The sequence below is a fragment of the Pseudarthrobacter oxydans genome, assembly GCF_013314975.1.
Classification (GTDB): Bacteria; Actinomycetota; Actinomycetes; order Actinomycetales; family Micrococcaceae; genus Arthrobacter; species Arthrobacter oxydans.
On the sequence record NZ_JABTYH010000025.1, the window covers coordinates 46,069 to 60,184 of the forward strand.

14 protein-coding genes and 1 tRNA gene are annotated in these 14,116 nt (G+C 66.0%); 6 read left to right on the forward strand and 9 right to left on the reverse strand.

Annotated elements, in window-relative coordinates:
• Positions 1-17: 17 nt before the first annotated feature.
• Positions 18-1,037, reverse strand: a complete 1,020-nt coding sequence (locus HTS88_RS15530; RefSeq protein ID WP_174179885.1) for a hypothetical protein — start codon at positions 1,035-1,037, stop codon at positions 18-20.
• Between the two features lie 167 nt (positions 1,038-1,204).
• Here HTS88_RS15530 and pepN point away from each other — a divergent pair, with 167 nt between their 5' ends.
• Together pepN and HTS88_RS15540 are read left to right on the forward strand one after the other, a co-directional pair.
• Positions 1,205-3,772, forward strand: coding sequence for an aminopeptidase N (gene pepN, locus HTS88_RS15535; RefSeq protein ID WP_174179887.1), 2,568 nt, complete (start codon positions 1,205-1,207; stop codon positions 3,770-3,772).
• A gap of 9 nt (positions 3,773-3,781) precedes the next feature.
• Positions 3,782-4,255, forward strand: coding sequence for an OsmC family protein (locus HTS88_RS15540; protein WP_174179889.1), 474 nt, complete (start codon positions 3,782-3,784; stop codon positions 4,253-4,255).
• An 8-nt stretch (positions 4,256-4,263) separates the two neighbouring features.
• Here HTS88_RS15540 and HTS88_RS15545 read toward each other — a convergent pair whose 3' ends face one another.
• On the reverse strand, positions 4,264-5,256 hold the full coding sequence (locus HTS88_RS15545; protein ID WP_174179891.1) for a Rossmann-fold NAD(P)-binding domain-containing protein: 993 nt from the start codon (positions 5,254-5,256) through the stop codon (positions 4,264-4,266).
• A 117-nt stretch (positions 5,257-5,373) separates the two neighbouring features.
• Here HTS88_RS15545 and HTS88_RS15550 point away from each other — a divergent pair, with 117 nt between their 5' ends.
• Both HTS88_RS15550 and HTS88_RS15555 read left to right on the forward strand, forming a co-directional pair.
• Positions 5,374-6,060, forward strand: a complete 687-nt coding sequence (locus tag HTS88_RS15550; protein ID WP_174179893.1) for a mechanosensitive ion channel family protein — start codon at positions 5,374-5,376, stop codon at positions 6,058-6,060.
• 2 nt (positions 6,061-6,062) lie between these two features.
• Positions 6,063-6,512: a globin gene (locus HTS88_RS15555; RefSeq protein WP_281359071.1), complete on the forward strand. Its 450-nt coding sequence runs from the start codon at positions 6,063-6,065 to the stop codon at positions 6,510-6,512.
• A 22-nt stretch (positions 6,513-6,534) separates the two neighbouring features.
• Here the strand turns inward: HTS88_RS15555 and HTS88_RS15560 are convergent, their stop codons facing one another.
• On the reverse strand, positions 6,535-7,194 hold the full coding sequence (locus HTS88_RS15560; RefSeq protein ID WP_174179895.1) for a DUF8185 domain-containing protein: 660 nt from the start codon (positions 7,192-7,194) through the stop codon (positions 6,535-6,537).
• Positions 7,195-7,257: 63 nt separating this feature from the next.
• On the opposite strand from HTS88_RS15560, the gene HTS88_RS15565 reads away from it, so the two are divergent.
• Positions 7,258-8,238 carry an acyl-CoA thioesterase gene (locus tag HTS88_RS15565; RefSeq protein WP_174179897.1) on the forward strand — a complete coding sequence of 327 codons (981 nt, stop codon included), beginning with the start codon at positions 7,258-7,260 and terminating at the stop codon, positions 8,236-8,238.
• Positions 8,239-8,346: 108 nt separating this feature from the next.
• On the opposite strand, the gene ettA is transcribed toward HTS88_RS15565, so the two are convergent.
• From ettA to HTS88_RS15580, 3 genes are all read right to left on the reverse strand, one after another.
• The gene (gene ettA, locus HTS88_RS15570) at positions 8,347-10,029 is read right to left on the reverse strand and encodes an energy-dependent translational throttle protein EttA (RefSeq protein ID WP_174179899.1); all 1,683 of its coding nucleotides are present in this window, start codon (positions 10,027-10,029) and stop codon (positions 8,347-8,349) included.
• 52 nt (positions 10,030-10,081) lie between these two features.
• Positions 10,082-10,738, reverse strand: a complete 657-nt coding sequence (locus HTS88_RS15575) for a DUF6993 domain-containing protein (RefSeq protein ID WP_174179901.1) — start codon at positions 10,736-10,738, stop codon at positions 10,082-10,084.
• Between the two features lie 134 nt (positions 10,739-10,872).
• Positions 10,873-11,436 carry a single-stranded DNA-binding protein gene (locus HTS88_RS15580; RefSeq protein WP_174179903.1) on the reverse strand — a complete coding sequence of 188 codons (564 nt, stop codon included), beginning with the start codon at positions 11,434-11,436 and terminating at the stop codon, positions 10,873-10,875.
• A gap of 215 nt (positions 11,437-11,651) precedes the next feature.
• Between HTS88_RS15580 and HTS88_RS15585 the strand changes: the two genes are divergently transcribed.
• Positions 11,652-11,724, forward strand: a tRNA-Arg gene (locus HTS88_RS15585).
• Between the two features lie 93 nt (positions 11,725-11,817).
• On the opposite strand, the gene HTS88_RS15590 is transcribed toward HTS88_RS15585, so the two are convergent.
• Genes HTS88_RS15590 through HTS88_RS15600 form a run of 3 tightly spaced genes read right to left on the reverse strand, consistent with a single transcriptional unit; the run spans position 11,818 to position 14,115 of the window.
• A complete protein-coding gene (locus HTS88_RS15590) occupies positions 11,818-12,390 on the reverse strand; it encodes a hypothetical protein (RefSeq protein ID WP_174179905.1) in 573 nt (190 codons plus the stop codon).
• Positions 12,391-12,440: 50 nt separating this feature from the next.
• On the reverse strand, positions 12,441-13,646 hold the full coding sequence (locus HTS88_RS15595) for a tyrosine-type recombinase/integrase (RefSeq protein WP_174179907.1): 1,206 nt from the start codon (positions 13,644-13,646) through the stop codon (positions 12,441-12,443).
• On the reverse strand, positions 13,630-14,115 hold the full coding sequence (locus HTS88_RS15600; protein WP_174179909.1) for a helix-turn-helix domain-containing protein: 486 nt from the start codon (positions 14,113-14,115) through the stop codon (positions 13,630-13,632). Before HTS88_RS15600 ends, HTS88_RS15595 begins: the two co-directional genes overlap by 17 nt.
• Position 14,116: the final 1 nt, after the last annotated feature.

Sequence of the window (14,116 nt, forward strand, 5' to 3'; positions counted from 1 at the left end):
CAACAGGGTCAAGGATACTAGGACTCCGGCTGCGCGGCCGGTGGCTGCCCGCCGCCTCCGCGGCGTGCCCTTGCCGCCACACGGGTCAAGACTTCAGCCAGCCTTGCAGCGGACGCGGGGCTGCCGCCGCTCACCGCGAGGCGCTGGCCGTCAGTTTTGCTGACGACGACGGCGGGGCCGCTGCTGACGAGCATGGCTGAGGTCCCGCCGTGGTGCCGGTAGCCCCACCCGCCATAGTCTGCCGCCTTCACATCCGCCGCGGTGGCGCCGGAGATGGCTCCCGCCGGCACGTTCATGACCGGCACGATGCCGGCCAGGAGGACCTTCAGGCCCTGGCGGTCGGCTTTGATCCGAGCGAACAGGAAGGCGGCGCCCACCACGGCGAGGAGCACCAGGAGCATTCCAAGCCAGGGGACGGCGACCGTGATCAGCGCGGAGGGGAACAGCGACGCTACGGCGATCATGATGAAGACCGAGCTGCGGGCGTGCACCCAGAGGCGGATGCTGTCCTTCGCCAGGTCCGGGTCCGCTTCCCTGGCGAGGGCGAGCTGGAGCGCACGGTCATCGTCGAGCGACCACTGCTGGTCGGCCTTGAAAACGAAGGCGATGATGACGCCTAGCGACAAGGCCGCACCGCTTCCGAGGGCGAGGACCGTCATGTCCACATGGGATTCCCTGGCGTCTGCCGACCCTGCCTGCCCCACTAGGCCGGCCGCGACGACGCTGGTGACAAAAAGGCTGAGGAACATTCCGGCACCCATCATGATCCGGCGCATGATGGCAGGCCTGTTGAGCGTCACGGCCTGGGAGAGGACCAGCCAGCCCGCCGCCACGATCGCCGCCGCCCCTACACCCACATAGGTGCCGAAGGGAGCGAAGGCCGCGCCGCCGTCGTTCGTCCACCGGATGGCGAGCGGCTCGGGGAGGTCCGGCCGGATCAAAAAGGCGCACACCACAAAACCGGCGGCAAGGACCACCGGAAACCCTGCGGCGAACCGCAGCGCCCTGGCGTCCACCGAATCCATAAGCTTGCCCATGATCCAACGCTACTCCGGCCGCAGGCACCTGGCGTCCTGCCCCTTTCTCCGTCCGCTGTGAGCCGCGCTACGTTTCCGGCGCTGAAGGAATGCAAGAATGAGCAGTGCCGCCGCTGGGCACCGCCAGCTGCGCAGACGCAATCTTTCTGGAGGTCCCTGTGCCAGGTATGAATCTCACGCGAGTTGAAGCCACTGAACGTGCCAAGCTGATTTCCGTCGAGTCCTACGAGGTCAGCCTGGACCTGACCCGCGGCGCAGACGTTTTCGGCAGCACCACCACCGTGAAGTTCAGCGCCAGGCCCGGGTCCTCCACTTTCATTGACGCCGTCACCTCCGCCGTCCACAGCGTCACCCTGAACGGCAGGAGCCTGGATCCGGCCGCCGTGGCCGACGGCGTCAGGATCCAGCTGCCGGAGCTCGCGGACCAGAACGAGCTCACCGTCGTGGCCGATGCACCCTACATGAACACCGGTGAGGGCCTGCACCGCTTCGTGGACCCGGTGGACAACGAGGTCTACGTATACACGCAGTTCGAAGTTCCGGATTCGCGCCGGATGTTCGCCGTGTTCGAACAGCCCGACCTGAAGGCGGCGTTCACCTTCACGGTCACCGCGCCCTCGCACTGGGACGTCATCTCCAACTCCCCAACGCCCGCACCCCAGGAGGCCACGCCCGGGGACGACGGCGGCGCCCGTTCCGTATGGTCCTTCTCCCCCACGCCGAGGCTGTCCTCCTACGTCACGGCACTGATTGCCGGCCCCTACCAGTCCGTGCGCAGCGAAGTGGTGAGCTCCGACGGGCGGACCATTCCGCTGGGTGTCTTCGCCCGGAAGTCGCTGATGCAGTACCTGGACGCCGACAACATCTTCGAGCTCACCCGACAGGGCTTTGCATTCTTCGAGGCACAGTTCGGCTGCCCCTACCCGTTCGAGAAGTACGACCAGCTGTTTGTTCCGGAGTTCAACGCCGGCGCCATGGAAAATGCCGGGGCGGTCACCATCCTGGAGGGCTACGTCTTCCGCAGCAAGGTCACGGAAGCCCAGATCGAACGCCGTGCCATCACGGTGCTCCACGAACTCGCGCACATGTGGTTCGGGGACCTGGTGACCATGCGCTGGTGGAACGACCTGTGGCTGAACGAATCCTTTGCCGAATACATGTCCCACCTCGCGGCGGTGGAGGCGACGTCCTTCACCAGCGCGTGGACCACCTTCGCCTCAGTGGAGAAGTCCTGGGCCTACCGCCAGGACCAGCTGCCCACCACGCACCCGATCTTTGCCGAGATCAACGACCTGCAGGACGTCGAGGTCAACTTCGACGGCATCACCTACGCCAAGGGCGCCTCCGTCCTCCGCCAGCTGGTGGCATGGGTGGGCCCGGAACAGTTCATGGCCGGCGTGCGTGAGTACTTTGCCAAGCATTCCTGGCAGAACACGGAGCTGAGCGACCTCCTGGTGGAACTGGAGAAGGCCAGCGGCCGCGACCTTGACGACTGGGGCCGGCAGTGGCTGGAAACCTCCGGCGTGAACACCCTCAAGCCGGAGCTTGAAGTGGACGGCGACGGCGTGCTCACGTCCTTTGCGATTGTCCAGTCTGCCGTTGACGAGTGGCCCACGATCCGGCCGCACCGCCTGGCGGTGGGCTTCTACAACCTCAACGGGTCCGGCAAGCTTGAGCGGGTGCACCGCGAGGAGCTGGATGTCGACGGCGGACGCACCGAGGTACCCGGGCTGGTGGGGCTTGCCCGGCCGGACCTGATCCTGGTCAACGATGACGACCTCGCCTACGCCAAGGTCCGGCTGGACGAAAAATCCCTGGCAACGGCCACGGCCCACCTGAAGGACTTCAGCGAGAGCCTGCCGCGGACCCTTGTCTGGAACTCGGCCTGGGACGCCGCCCGCGACGGCGAGACGCCGGCGCGGCGGTACGTTGACCTGGTCCTCGCCAACGTGGCGGCAGAGTCTGATTCCTCGGTGATCCTGGTCCAGCTCCGCCAGCTGGCCACAACCCTGAACTTCTACGTTGCGGAGAAGCACCGCGAGGCCACCGCGGTGGCAGCCGCGGACCGGCTGTGGAACCTGGCGTCCGGAGTGGCCGGCGGATCCGACGCGCAGCTCCAGTTCGTCAAGTCCTTCGCGCTGCTGGCCCGCAGCGAGTCCCAGCTGGACAGGGTGGCGGGGCTCCTGGACGGTTCAGCCACCCTGGAGGGGCTGGCCGTGGACCAGGACCTGCGCTGGGAGCTGGTGGCCTCCCTGGTGGCCGGCGGACGCCTCGGCCAGGACGGCATTGATGCCGAACTCCAGCGCGACAACACCTCCAGCGGCCAGAATGCCGCGGCCCTCGCCAAGGCTGCCATCCCCACCCCCGAAGCCAAGGCAGCGGCCTGGGACTCCATCGTGGTCAGGGGCGACCTCTCCAACGCGCTCCAGGGTTCGGCGGTCACCGGCTTCATGCGGGTCCTGGACCGCACCCTGCTGGAGCCGTACGCGGAGAAATACTTCGAGGCGGTACCGGGCATCGTCGAAACCCGCACCCACGCACTGGCCCAGCAGATCGTCGTCGGACTCTACCCGGCCCTGCTGACCACCCAGGCGACCGTTGACCGCACGGACGGCTTCCTGGCCGCGCTTCCGCCGGCAAGCGCCGCGCTGCGGCGCATGATGCTGGAAAACCGCGACGGCGTTGCCCGGGCACTGCGCGCCCGCGCGGCTGATGTCCTCCCGGGCGAGGCATAGGAGGCCGGGATGGGACTCAGTGAGCACCGGTATGGGCTGACCGTCCAGTGGACGGGCAATTCGGGTGAGGGGACCTCGTCCTACCGGGGCTATTCCCGGGACCACGACATCCTGATTCCCGGGCTGCCGGTCCTGAAGGGCTCAGCGGACCCCACGTTTCACGGGGACAAGGCACGCTACAACCCGGAGCAGCTGCTCCTGGCGGCCCTGGCCCAGTGCCATATGCTTTCCTACCTGCACGTGGCCGTGAAGCACGGCGTGGTGGTCACGGCCTACCGCGACGAGGCGTCGGGGATGCTGAAGCTGAACCGGGACGGCAGCGGCCAGTTTGAGAGTGTGACGCTGCGCCCGACGGTTACGGTGGCGGATCCGGCACATGCGGAGCTGGCCGGCCGGCTGCACCATGAGGCGAACCAGGTGTGCTTCATTGCCCGCAGCGTGAACTTCCCGGTGGGACATGAACCGGTGACGCTAACGGCCTGACGGTGGACTCAAAGGCTCCGGGGCAGCAGCCCGGCCAGCCGCGCCTCGGTCTCCGGCGCCAGCCCGGCCTTCCGCTGCCGGTTGAGTCCACGGACGCGTTCGTCGGCCAAGGCATCCGCCAGCGTCTCCTGCCACGGCCGCAACTGCAGTCCCCGGGCCAAAGCTGCGCTGTTGCTCCGGGCCATAAAGCCGCCGTGCCCGGGCGGGAGCCACAGCGGCAGTGAATCCGGGCCCGCCCAATAGTTCACGCCGTGCTCCGCCAGCCAGGTTTCCTCTGCCGGAAGGATCGTGCCGCGGTGGCCTGCAGCGTCCCGGGACGCTGCAATGTAGTTCCCGAAAGGCACCTGTTCGCCTACAGCGTTCAGCGGCCCGGTCACGCCGTCCCCGGCGGCGCGCAGGATCCAGGCCGCGAGGTCGCGGACGTCGATGGCCTGGGTGGGGCTGGTGTCGATGGCGGGTACGAGGACCGGGCGGCTGTCCCTGGCAAACCGGGCAGGCCAGTAGCCGTAGCGGTCTGAGCTGTCCCAGGGGCCTCCGATCAGTCCGGCACGGCACAGGTGGGCTTTCCCGCCCGCGGCCTGCATGGTTGCCTCCTCGATGGCCGCCTTGGATTCGCCGTAGGTATCCGGCGTGGACGGAGTCCCGGCCGGAAGCGCAGGCAGGAGGGGAGCGTCCTCGTCCGCGCCGGGAACCGAAGCATCCGCGTAAACCGAGCAACTGGAGACGAACGTCCAGTGTGCAGCGCGGCCTGCGAGGGCCTCAAGCGCCTCAGTGGCAGGGACAGGGTCGCGGGCGACCTCGACCACGGCGTCCCACTCCCCGGTCGCACCGGCGTAGGCGTTCGCGCCCAGTGAACGGTCCGCCCTGAGCCAGGATGCACCCTGGGGCGGAACAGCCGCGGAGCCGCGGGCAAGGCAGGTGACGTCATGCCCGGCCGCCACAGCGCTGCGGACAATTCCTGCGGAGAGGAAGGCCGTTCCGCCGAGGACAAGGATGCGCATGTTGAGAGGCTACGGCGATAGTGTTGAAGGAGAACAGGGCGTCCGCGCCGGGCGAAACCGGCATCACGGCATACCCTTCCCGGCACAGCCAAACAACAGCAGGAGTACTACCCCCTCATGGTCAGCACGTTGTCCATCCTTCCTTCCGCCGCCAGCGAGCCGGACGGCATCAGCGTCACCGGCATCGTGATCAGCCTCGGCGTCGGCGTTGCCATCTGGCTGGTGGCCACCTTCGTCATCTCCCGCATCACCAGGCGCGTGGCGGCAGGCAGCAATTTCTTCAAGAAACCCACCTTCAGGTGGGCCGCCCCTGCCTTCAGGGCGCTGGACCATGAGCGGCGCGTACAGCGTGCCGAAACCATCGGTTCACTGCTGAACAGCATCGTGGGAGTACTGGTGGTGGTCATCACCGGCATGTACGTCCTGCAGAACCTGGACATTAACATCGCACCCCTGCTGACCAGCGTCGGCATCCTGGGTGTGGCCATCGGCTTCGGCGCCCAGCAGCTGATCCGCGATTTCCTGGCAGGAATATTCATCACCATTGAGGACCAGTTCGGCATCGGCGACGTGATCGAAACCAGCGAGGTGGTGGGCGTGGTGGAATCCATGGGCCTGCGCATCACCCGCGTCCGGTCCGACGACGGCGCCATCTGGTACCTGCGCAACGGCGAGATCCTGCGGGTCGGCAACCGGTCCCAGGGCACGTACGTCCCCCTGCACGAATCGCCGGACGGCACCACAGACCAGGGCTCGGACCACGGCACCGAGAACACCAAGACCGAGCAGAAAGCCGGAGAATAGCGATGACGATTCCCATCGAGCCGCAGCGGCCGCAGCTGATGCAGAACGATCCGTTCAGCAAGCCCGGCTACACCGACAACTTCTATGATGCCGTGGGCGGGCACGACACCTTCGTGAAGCTGATCGACGTCTTCTACGACGGGGTGGCGACGGATCCCCTGCTGCGGCCGATGTACCCCGAGGAAGACCTTGCACCGGCGAAGCGCCGCTTCCTGATGTTCCTTGAGCAGTACTGGGGCGGGCCCACCACCTACGGCGAGGAACGCGGCCACCCCCGGCTCCGCATGCGGCACATGCCGTTCAAGGTGACTCCCGAGGCCAAGGACCGCTGGCTGTTCCACATGCGCAAGGCTGTGGACGCCCTGGAACTTCCGCCGCTGTACGAGGGCACCCTGTGGGACTACATGGAGCGGGCCGCGCTGTCCATGGTGAACAGCCCCTCGGCGCCCTGACTGGTGACGCCGGAACCGGCGGTTAGAGGAGTCCGCTTCCGGTCCGCGCCAGGACGTGGCCGCGGCTGCCCGTGAGGCGGAACCACCGGCCGGCCCGGTAGAGCTTCTGGTCGCCGTCGGCTAGGAATCCCAGGGCCAGTGCGGCGAAGGCAGCGCCGGCGGGCAGCCCCGACGCATCGAGTTCCCGGCCCCACACCGCGGCGCGGGCATTGTTGACGATGAGAGCACCGGGCTTGTCCGGCACGATTCCGGCCACCTCGGCGATGCCTGCCTCGGCTGCCGCCCGCAGTTCCGCATCGGGCCGTGAGCCGACCAGTTCCCACCCGCTCCGCGGGGCGCCCACCCCCGTCCAGGACTCGGTGACGGTGGACGGCGGAACGGGGAGTTCGGCGTCGTCCTGGCCGGCGCGGGCCAAACGGTCCAGGACCGCGGACAAGGCCACGGTCACATCCGTCGCCGAGGGTTCCGCCAGGGCCATGGTGCGCAGCCCGAGGATCGTGGGGGTCGATTCGCCCAGGAGCCTCGGCCGGAGCACGCACACATACGCGGCAAGGACGGAACCTGCCGCCTGAAGCCGGATGGCGCCGTCGTCAATGGCTTTTGCCCGCGTGGCGAAGGTCTTCAGATCGGCAAGATCCTGGGAGTCGGCAAAACGGAAGGACGAGGTGAGGAGATCAGACACACCAAGAACACTACCGGCTGGGGCTTTGTTGAGCAGTGCCGGGGCGCCGTCTAGAGTCGAACCATGACTGAAGCCGACGCCGGACTGCTGGCGCTCCCCAGCGAAGATCCCACCTCATCGCTCATCTCCCTCCTTGACCTTGGTGAGCTGGAGGGGGCGCGGACGGACGAGGACATTTTCCTGGGACCTTCCCAGCAGCAGCCCCACCACCGGGTGTTCGGCGGCCAAGTGCTGGCCCAGTCGCTCATCGCATCCATCAGGACTGTGGCCCCTGACCGCTTTGTGCACTCCATGCACGGCTATTTCCTTCGGCCGGGCGACGCCAACAAGCCCATCACGTTCGGCGTCCAGCGACTCCGCGACGGCCGGTCCTTTTCGGCACGCCGGGTCCACGCCTACCAGGAAGGCACGCCGATCCTGTCGATGATCGCTTCCTTCCAGGGGGAGGATGAGGGGATTGAGCACCAGTCCACGATGCCCGGCGGCATTCCGGACCCGGAGTCTCTGCCCAGTACCGCTGACCTGCTGGGAAAATTCGACCACCCCGTGGCGCGGCACTGGGCCTATGAGCGTCCTTTCGACATCAGGCATGTGGATCCTCCGCTGTACGTCTCCGCGAAGGGCAAGCGGGAAGCCCGCAATGCGGTGTGGATGAAGACTTTCGGGCCGATGCCGGACAATCCCAACCTGCACCGGGCGGCCCTGGCATACGCCAGCGACTACACGCTCCTTGAGTCCATCCTGCGGCGCCACGGTTTGAGCTGGATTACCCCCGGAATGAATGTGGCCAGCCTCGACCACGCGATGTGGTGGCACCGCCCCGCCCGCGTGGACGAGTGGCTCCTCTATGTGCAGGAATCGCCCAGCGCGCAGGGCGCCCGCGGCCTGGCGACGGGCAAGATCTTCAACCAGGCCGGCCAGCACGTGGCGTCCGTGGCGCAGGAAGGCATGGTCCGGGTCCCCACGGACCTGAAAAATAAGGTGGTGGGCGCCTTCCAGTCCAAGGTGATGGAGCACCAGATCCGCAAAGCCGGGCGGGACTGACCGTAAATTCCGCGCCCGGCGCAGAACACGGAACAGGCCGGCACCCACTGGGTGCCGGCCTGTTCTGCGCTGTTGGTGGAGCGTTGCCCCTCGTTATCCCGCCGCGGGTCAGTCCCGGGTGAGGCGGCGGTGCGTGACGCGGTGCGGCTTCGCGGCATCCGGCCCGAGGCGCTCAACCTTGTTCTCCTCGTAGGATTCGAAGTTGCCCTCGAACCAGTACCACTTGGAGGGGTTCTCCTCGTCGCCTTCGTAGGCCAGGATGTGCGTGGCCACCCGGTCCAGGAACCAGCGGTCGTGCGAAACCACCACGGCGCAGCCGGGGAACTCGAGCAGGGCATTCTCCAGGCTGCTGAGGGTTTCGACGTCGAGGTCGTTGGTGGGCTCATCGAGCAGCAGCAGGTTGCCGCCCTGCTTGAGGGTCAGCGCCAGGTTCAGGCGGTTGCGCTCACCGCCGGAGAGTACGCCTGCCTTCTTCTGCTGGTCCGGGCCCTTGAAACCGAAAGCGGCAACGTAGGCGCGGGACGGCATTTCGACCTGGCCCACCTGGATGAAGTCCAGTCCGTCGGAGACGACTTCCCACAGGGTCTTGTTGGGGTCGATGCCCCCACGGCTCTGGTCCGCGTACGAGATCTTGACCGAGTCGCCGATCTTGAGGTCTCCGCCGTCGAGCGGCTCAAGCCCGACGATGGTCTTGAAGAGCGTGGTCTTGCCGACGCCGTTGGGGCCGATGACGCCAACGATGCCGTTGCGGGGAAGGCTGAAGGACAGTCCGTCGATCAGGGTGCGGTCCTCGAAACCCTTCTGGAGGTTCTTGGCTTCCAGCACCAGGCCGCCGAGGCGGGGTCCCGGCGGGATCTGGATCTCTTCGAAGTCCAGCTTGCGGGTGCGGTCCGCTTCTGCGGCCATTTCCTCGTAGCGGGCCAGGCGGGCCTTGGACTTGGTCTGGCGGCCCTTGGCGTTGGATCGGACCCATTCCAGTTCCTCGCTGAGGCGCTTGGCCTGCTTGGCGTCCTTCTTGCCCTGGATTTCCAGGCGGGCACGCTTCTTCTCCAGGTACGTGGAGTAGTTGCCCTCGTAGGGGTACAGGTGGCCGCGGTCCACTTCGGCGATCCATTCGGCCACGTGGTCCAGGAAGTACCGGTCGTGGGTGACGGCCAGGACGGCACCCGCGTACGAGGAGAGGTGCTGCTCGAGCCACAGCACGCTCTCTGCGTCAAGGTGGTTGGTGGGCTCGTCCAGCAGCAGCAGGTCAGGCTTCTGCAGCAGCAGTTTGCACAGGGCGACACGGCGGCGCTCACCACCGGAGAGGTTGGTGACGTCGGCATCCGCCGGCGGGCAGCGGAGGGCATCCATAGCCTGCTCCAGCTGGGAGTCCAGGTCCCAGGCATCCGCGGCGTCGATGGCTTCCTGCAGCTGCCCCATTTCCTCGAGGAGGGTGTCGTAGTCAGCGTCGGGGCTGGCCATTTCCTCGGAGATTTCGTTGAACCGCTGGATCTTGCCGTAGATCTCGCCCACGCCCTCCTGGACGTTGCCCAGGACGGTTTTTTCTTCGTTGAGCGGGGGCTCCTGCAGCAGGATGCCCACGCTGTAGCCGGGGCTCAGCCGGGCCTCACCGTTGGAGGGGGTGTCCAGTCCAGCCATGATCTTGAGGATGGTGGACTTACCGGCACCGTTCGGGCCCACGACGCCGATCTTGGCGCCAGGGAAGAAGGACATGCTTACGTCGTCAAGAATAAGTTTTTCGCCAACGGCTTTGCGGGCCTTGGTCATTGTGTAGATAAATTCCGCCATGGTTCCAAATCTAGTGGGTTGGCAGGCATATCTCACATTCCGGGCGACAGGCTCAGGTGCCTACAAAGCACTTGCCGCTGGCCAGGACTGGCAGGACGGTCACTGCTACCGCACCGTCGCGGACCTGGCCGATCACGCAGTCACGCCCTTGGAGCACTGCGGCCTCAATGGCATCTGCTTCCAGGCCTGTGGGTGTCCGGCTCTGCGACACTTCAAGCACTCCGGGTGCAATGCCCGCCCCCGTGAGCGCGTCGCTTACCTGGGCAGTGGCGGGTTTGGGCGTTCCTGCCGCCAGCCTGCCCAGCGCGTCAGTGACCGTCTGGCGGACAGTTTCCGTGGCGGCGGCTTCGGGGGCGCCGTTTGAGGCAGCCCCGGAGGTATCCGCCAGGGGTCCGGCGTCCTGCGTCCCGGGAGTGCCGGCGCCTGTCTGATCTGCGGCCGCCGGGCCGGCAGCCTGTGACGGTGCAAGTCCCGGCTCTGCAATTCCTTTCTTCAGAACGCCAGGCGCTGCTGAACCGGATTCGTTGACAGACGGTGTCCCGCCCACGCAGCCTGCCAAGGATCCCGCCAGGGCGGCGGCCGATAGCGCAGCCAGCAGGCGGCGGGTGGGGCGCTGGTGTGACAACCGGGCAGATTTCGCCGAGGCGGTGCGGGCAACCTGCGGGTCCCCCGCCGAGACAATCTTCCGGTGGTCGAGGGTAAGCCGCATGCAGTCATTCTGCCACGAGGTGGTGAACCTCCTTCGCAACCTGGACGGGAACAACCTCGACGGGCAGGACACGGCCGGGGGGTGCCGTGGTCCTGCCCGCAAAGGCAGCCATGGAAGCAACAGCAACAGCCCTCCTACACTCCGGATTCGGCGAGCTCCCCCGTTTCCAGGTTCAAACCAACGATGTCGCCGTTGGTGTCCTCGATGAAGGCAGCCGCCGGATCCCCGCCGCCGTCCAGGTCTTCGTCACCATCTTCAGGTTCATCGAACGTTCCGTCTGCTGCCCGGTGTTCGCCCTCGGAGGGGGGAGGATCCTGCTCCACGAGTGAGAGGATCGGTTTGGCGGAGGAGCGGATGAAGTTGGCCGTGCCCCACGTGAGGTCGTGACCCACGGCGTCGGCATCAATGGTGTGCGAGTAGTAAACTCGGCCGTCCCTCTCCCAGCTGCGGATTTTCAACGTACCGAACACAATGACGGGCTGTCCCTTCCTGATGCTGCAGCCGATGTTTCCCGCGAGGTGGCGGTAGCCCTGGACCAGGAACCAGTTCGTGTGGCCATCCGTCCATGTGCCTGATTCCCTGTCGTAGCGGCGGGAGGTGGATCCGATACGGAAAGAAGCCGTGGCCACTCCCCCTGGTGTTGTGGAGCTCTTGACCTCGGTGGCAACAAAGCCCCGGACCGTTATGGTGTCGCTCATCTTTACGTCCTGTCTTTATGAGTGATGCCCTAGAAGGCAGGACCAGCATCGCCCGCGCCGCCGGCCGTGATCGATGGAGTGGCCTGCCTATGTGGACAACCCGGCTCTGTACCTGCCTGTGGAGGAAAAGTGGGTGGGCGGGCCGCTGGTGACTTGCCGGCGCTCCGGGCAATGTAAACTTTTTGAGGCGCCGGAGATCAGCTCCGGAAGGCCATGCCTCAGTAGCTCAGGGGATAGAGCAGCGGCCTTCTAATCCGCCGGTCGGGGGTTCGATTCCCTCCTGGGGCACACAGAAAAGCGGTCCTGACCAGCACAAACGCTGATCAGGACCGCTTCTGTTTTTGGTTGGCATTCAGCCAATCCACCGCTTACCCACCGCTTTCACTTCCCCAAGGTGGAAAGCCCGTAAAGCCGGAGGATGGCGAGGGCTCTCTTTGAATCTCCTGTTTCCACCACTCGGCGCACCCACTGGATACGGGGACGGTACGCAAAGATCTGGAACCGCGAAGTCATGAGCGCGTCATAGAGGAGGTTGAAGTACGGGGCCACCTGCCGGCGCATGTTTTCCATCCCGACCTCTGCCAGCACCAAGCCCTGTAGGAGTCCGGCGGCATGTTCCACCAGGCGCAAGACGGGGGTGGGCAGATGATGGCCGCCTACGGCATAAGCCGACGCCATGTCGTCTGAAAGGTCTGCGATTTTTTGCAGGCACGCAGCATTGTGCAGGTCTACATATTCCTGCATCGCGGCCCGCGCATCTTCCGGGACGCTCAGGAGCACGTCCGGCGCCATTCCTTTGCGCGTTTCAATCATGATGGCCCGCACGACCTTGACGATCTCCATGCGGTCTTTGGCCTGCTGAGAGAACTTCTCGTTCCTCACCTGCAGCCTGGGTTTTAGAAAGAAGTCAACGAGCAGAGCAACCAAGGCGCCAGCCCCGGCGGTGCCCAACACTGTCCATATGTTCCAAGCAGGAGCGGCGGCGGCCGCAGCTTCGGCAGGGATCACGCTCCCCCCGCAACTTCCCCGAAGGCCTGCAGAAGCTCGGTCATATCAGGCGCCTCGTGCGTCTTTTGGACGTAGTGCCGGCTGGTGATCTGCTCGCTGGAGTGACCCAGCTGGGCGGAGGCTGAGGCCATGCCCTCGGCTTTGGCCAGGAGCGTGCCCACAGACTTCCGGAACGTGTGGGGAGTGACCCACTGGAAGCCGATCTCGTACCGAGCGGACCGCCACTGCTTCCGGAAGTTGCCCGGATCCCGCAACGTGCCGGTGGACGACGGGAAAACGACGTCCCACGGATTCGCGACGAGCTGCTGTACTTGGCGCCGGAGGAGCATCTCCACTGCGAACGGCGGCAGGTAGTAGCGCTGGCGTGAGTTGGTGGACTTGGGATGCTCCTGAATCGTCATTCCCTCCCCCTTCACGTAGATGACCGTGCCAGTGACGGTGAGCGTCGGTCTGGCGGCCTTCAGGTCGATGTCCTTCCAGCGGACAGCCAGTGCTTCGCCTATCCGGGCACCGGTGGCGAGCATGACGTCCACAACGTCCAAGAGGTCGTCAGGACGCTTGCGGCCGCGGGGTTGCGACGACTCCTGCCACTGCCGGAGGCCGGCACGCAGGGCGGCCGCTTCCTCCACGGTCAGGGCGCGGACTTCCTTACGGCTCACGGGCACCTTGGCAACGTCGCGGAGGGGGTTCGCGGAGACCGCGCCGTGCCGGGCTGCGAGGCCCAGCATGGCCGACAGTACCGTCTTTGCCAGCTTCGCCGTGGCGCTCCCGTGCTTCGCCGTCGTGGCCTTCAGGAACCGATCCAGGCGGGAAACAGTGGCCTCGCGGATGGTCAGGCCGCCAACGCCAGGGATTACGTACGAGTCCATAACCTCCCGGTAGCGCCGCTGCGTGTTGATGGCCCGGTCCTGATCCATAAACTCAAGCCACCAGATCTCCCCCAGCTTATTCAGGCGCGTATCAGGGGTGATGTCATCCCCGGCCGGCATCGCCCGATCCCGCAGGGCTGCTATGAGGGCCTGCTCCGCCTTGGATCCACGGTCATTCTTGGAGATTGAAACGGCGCGGGCCTCCACCTTCCGGGTGACGCCGTCGAAGTCACGGAACCGGGCCATGGCCCGCCACACGCCTGGCGTGACCTCGTCGCGGCTGATCTTCCCCCAAGTGCCGATCTGCAGCGGCGGCCTAGGCATCTTTGCCATCCCCCTGCCCGCCGACGTCGTCGAGCTCAAGCAGGAAAGCTGCGTGCTTGGTGGTGTCCTCGATCTTCTGCAGATCTTCCTTGAGTGCGGCCGTCAGTGCCGGCATGCCTTGAAGCGTCATCCGAAGCTTTGAGTAGACGCGCCGTAGCTGCTCGTCGTCCACGCCGCTGGTATCGAGCCGGCTGCCGAAGTCGGGCGCAAAGGCGTAGGCGTCGCTGATGCGTATAGCCTCGCCCTCCGAGGAGGTGAAGAGGTATTGAACCTGACACCCCAGAACGCTTGCCAACGCCATGACCTCCGCGGCCACGAATGACCGTTTGCCGCCTTCTGCCTGGGACACGGTCGACCTGGACCAGGAGGAGCCGAGGAGCATCCCCACTTCCTCGCCTAGTTCCGCCTGCGAGATACCGTTCCGCTCCCGCAACTTGCGGACGTTCTCCCCGATGAGTACTTCAATGCGTTTCGCCATG

Bases quoted from the DNA above. Each gene is read 5' to 3' on its own strand.
- HTS88_RS15530 (WP_174179885.1), bottom strand. From the start codon at position 1,037: ATGGGCAAGCTTATGGATTCGGTGGACGCCAGGGCGCTGCGGTTCGCC.
- pepN (WP_174179887.1), top strand. From the start codon at position 1,205: ATGAATCTCACGCGAGTTGAAGCCACTGAACGTGCCAAGCTGATTTCC.
- HTS88_RS15540 (WP_174179889.1), top strand. From the start codon at position 3,782: ATGGGACTCAGTGAGCACCGGTATGGGCTGACCGTCCAGTGGACGGGC.
- HTS88_RS15545 (WP_174179891.1), bottom strand. From the start codon at position 5,256: ATGCGCATCCTTGTCCTCGGCGGAACGGCCTTCCTCTCCGCAGGAATT.
- HTS88_RS15550 (WP_174179893.1), top strand. From the start codon at position 5,374: ATGGTCAGCACGTTGTCCATCCTTCCTTCCGCCGCCAGCGAGCCGGAC.
- HTS88_RS15555 (WP_281359071.1), top strand. From the start codon at position 6,063: ATGACGATTCCCATCGAGCCGCAGCGGCCGCAGCTGATGCAGAACGAT.
- HTS88_RS15565 (WP_174179897.1), top strand. From the start codon at position 7,258: ATGACTGAAGCCGACGCCGGACTGCTGGCGCTCCCCAGCGAAGATCCC.
- ettA (WP_174179899.1), bottom strand. From the start codon at position 10,029: ATGGCGGAATTTATCTACACAATGACCAAGGCCCGCAAAGCCGTTGGC.
- HTS88_RS15575 (WP_174179901.1), bottom strand. From the start codon at position 10,738: ATGCGGCTTACCCTCGACCACCGGAAGATTGTCTCGGCGGGGGACCCG.
- HTS88_RS15580 (WP_174179903.1), bottom strand. From the start codon at position 11,436: ATGAGCGACACCATAACGGTCCGGGGCTTTGTTGCCACCGAGGTCAAG.
- HTS88_RS15595 (WP_174179907.1), bottom strand. From the start codon at position 13,646: ATGGCAAAGATGCCTAGGCCGCCGCTGCAGATCGGCACTTGGGGGAAG.
- HTS88_RS15600 (WP_174179909.1), bottom strand. From the start codon at position 14,115: ATGGCGAAACGCATTGAAGTACTCATCGGGGAGAACGTCCGCAAGTTG.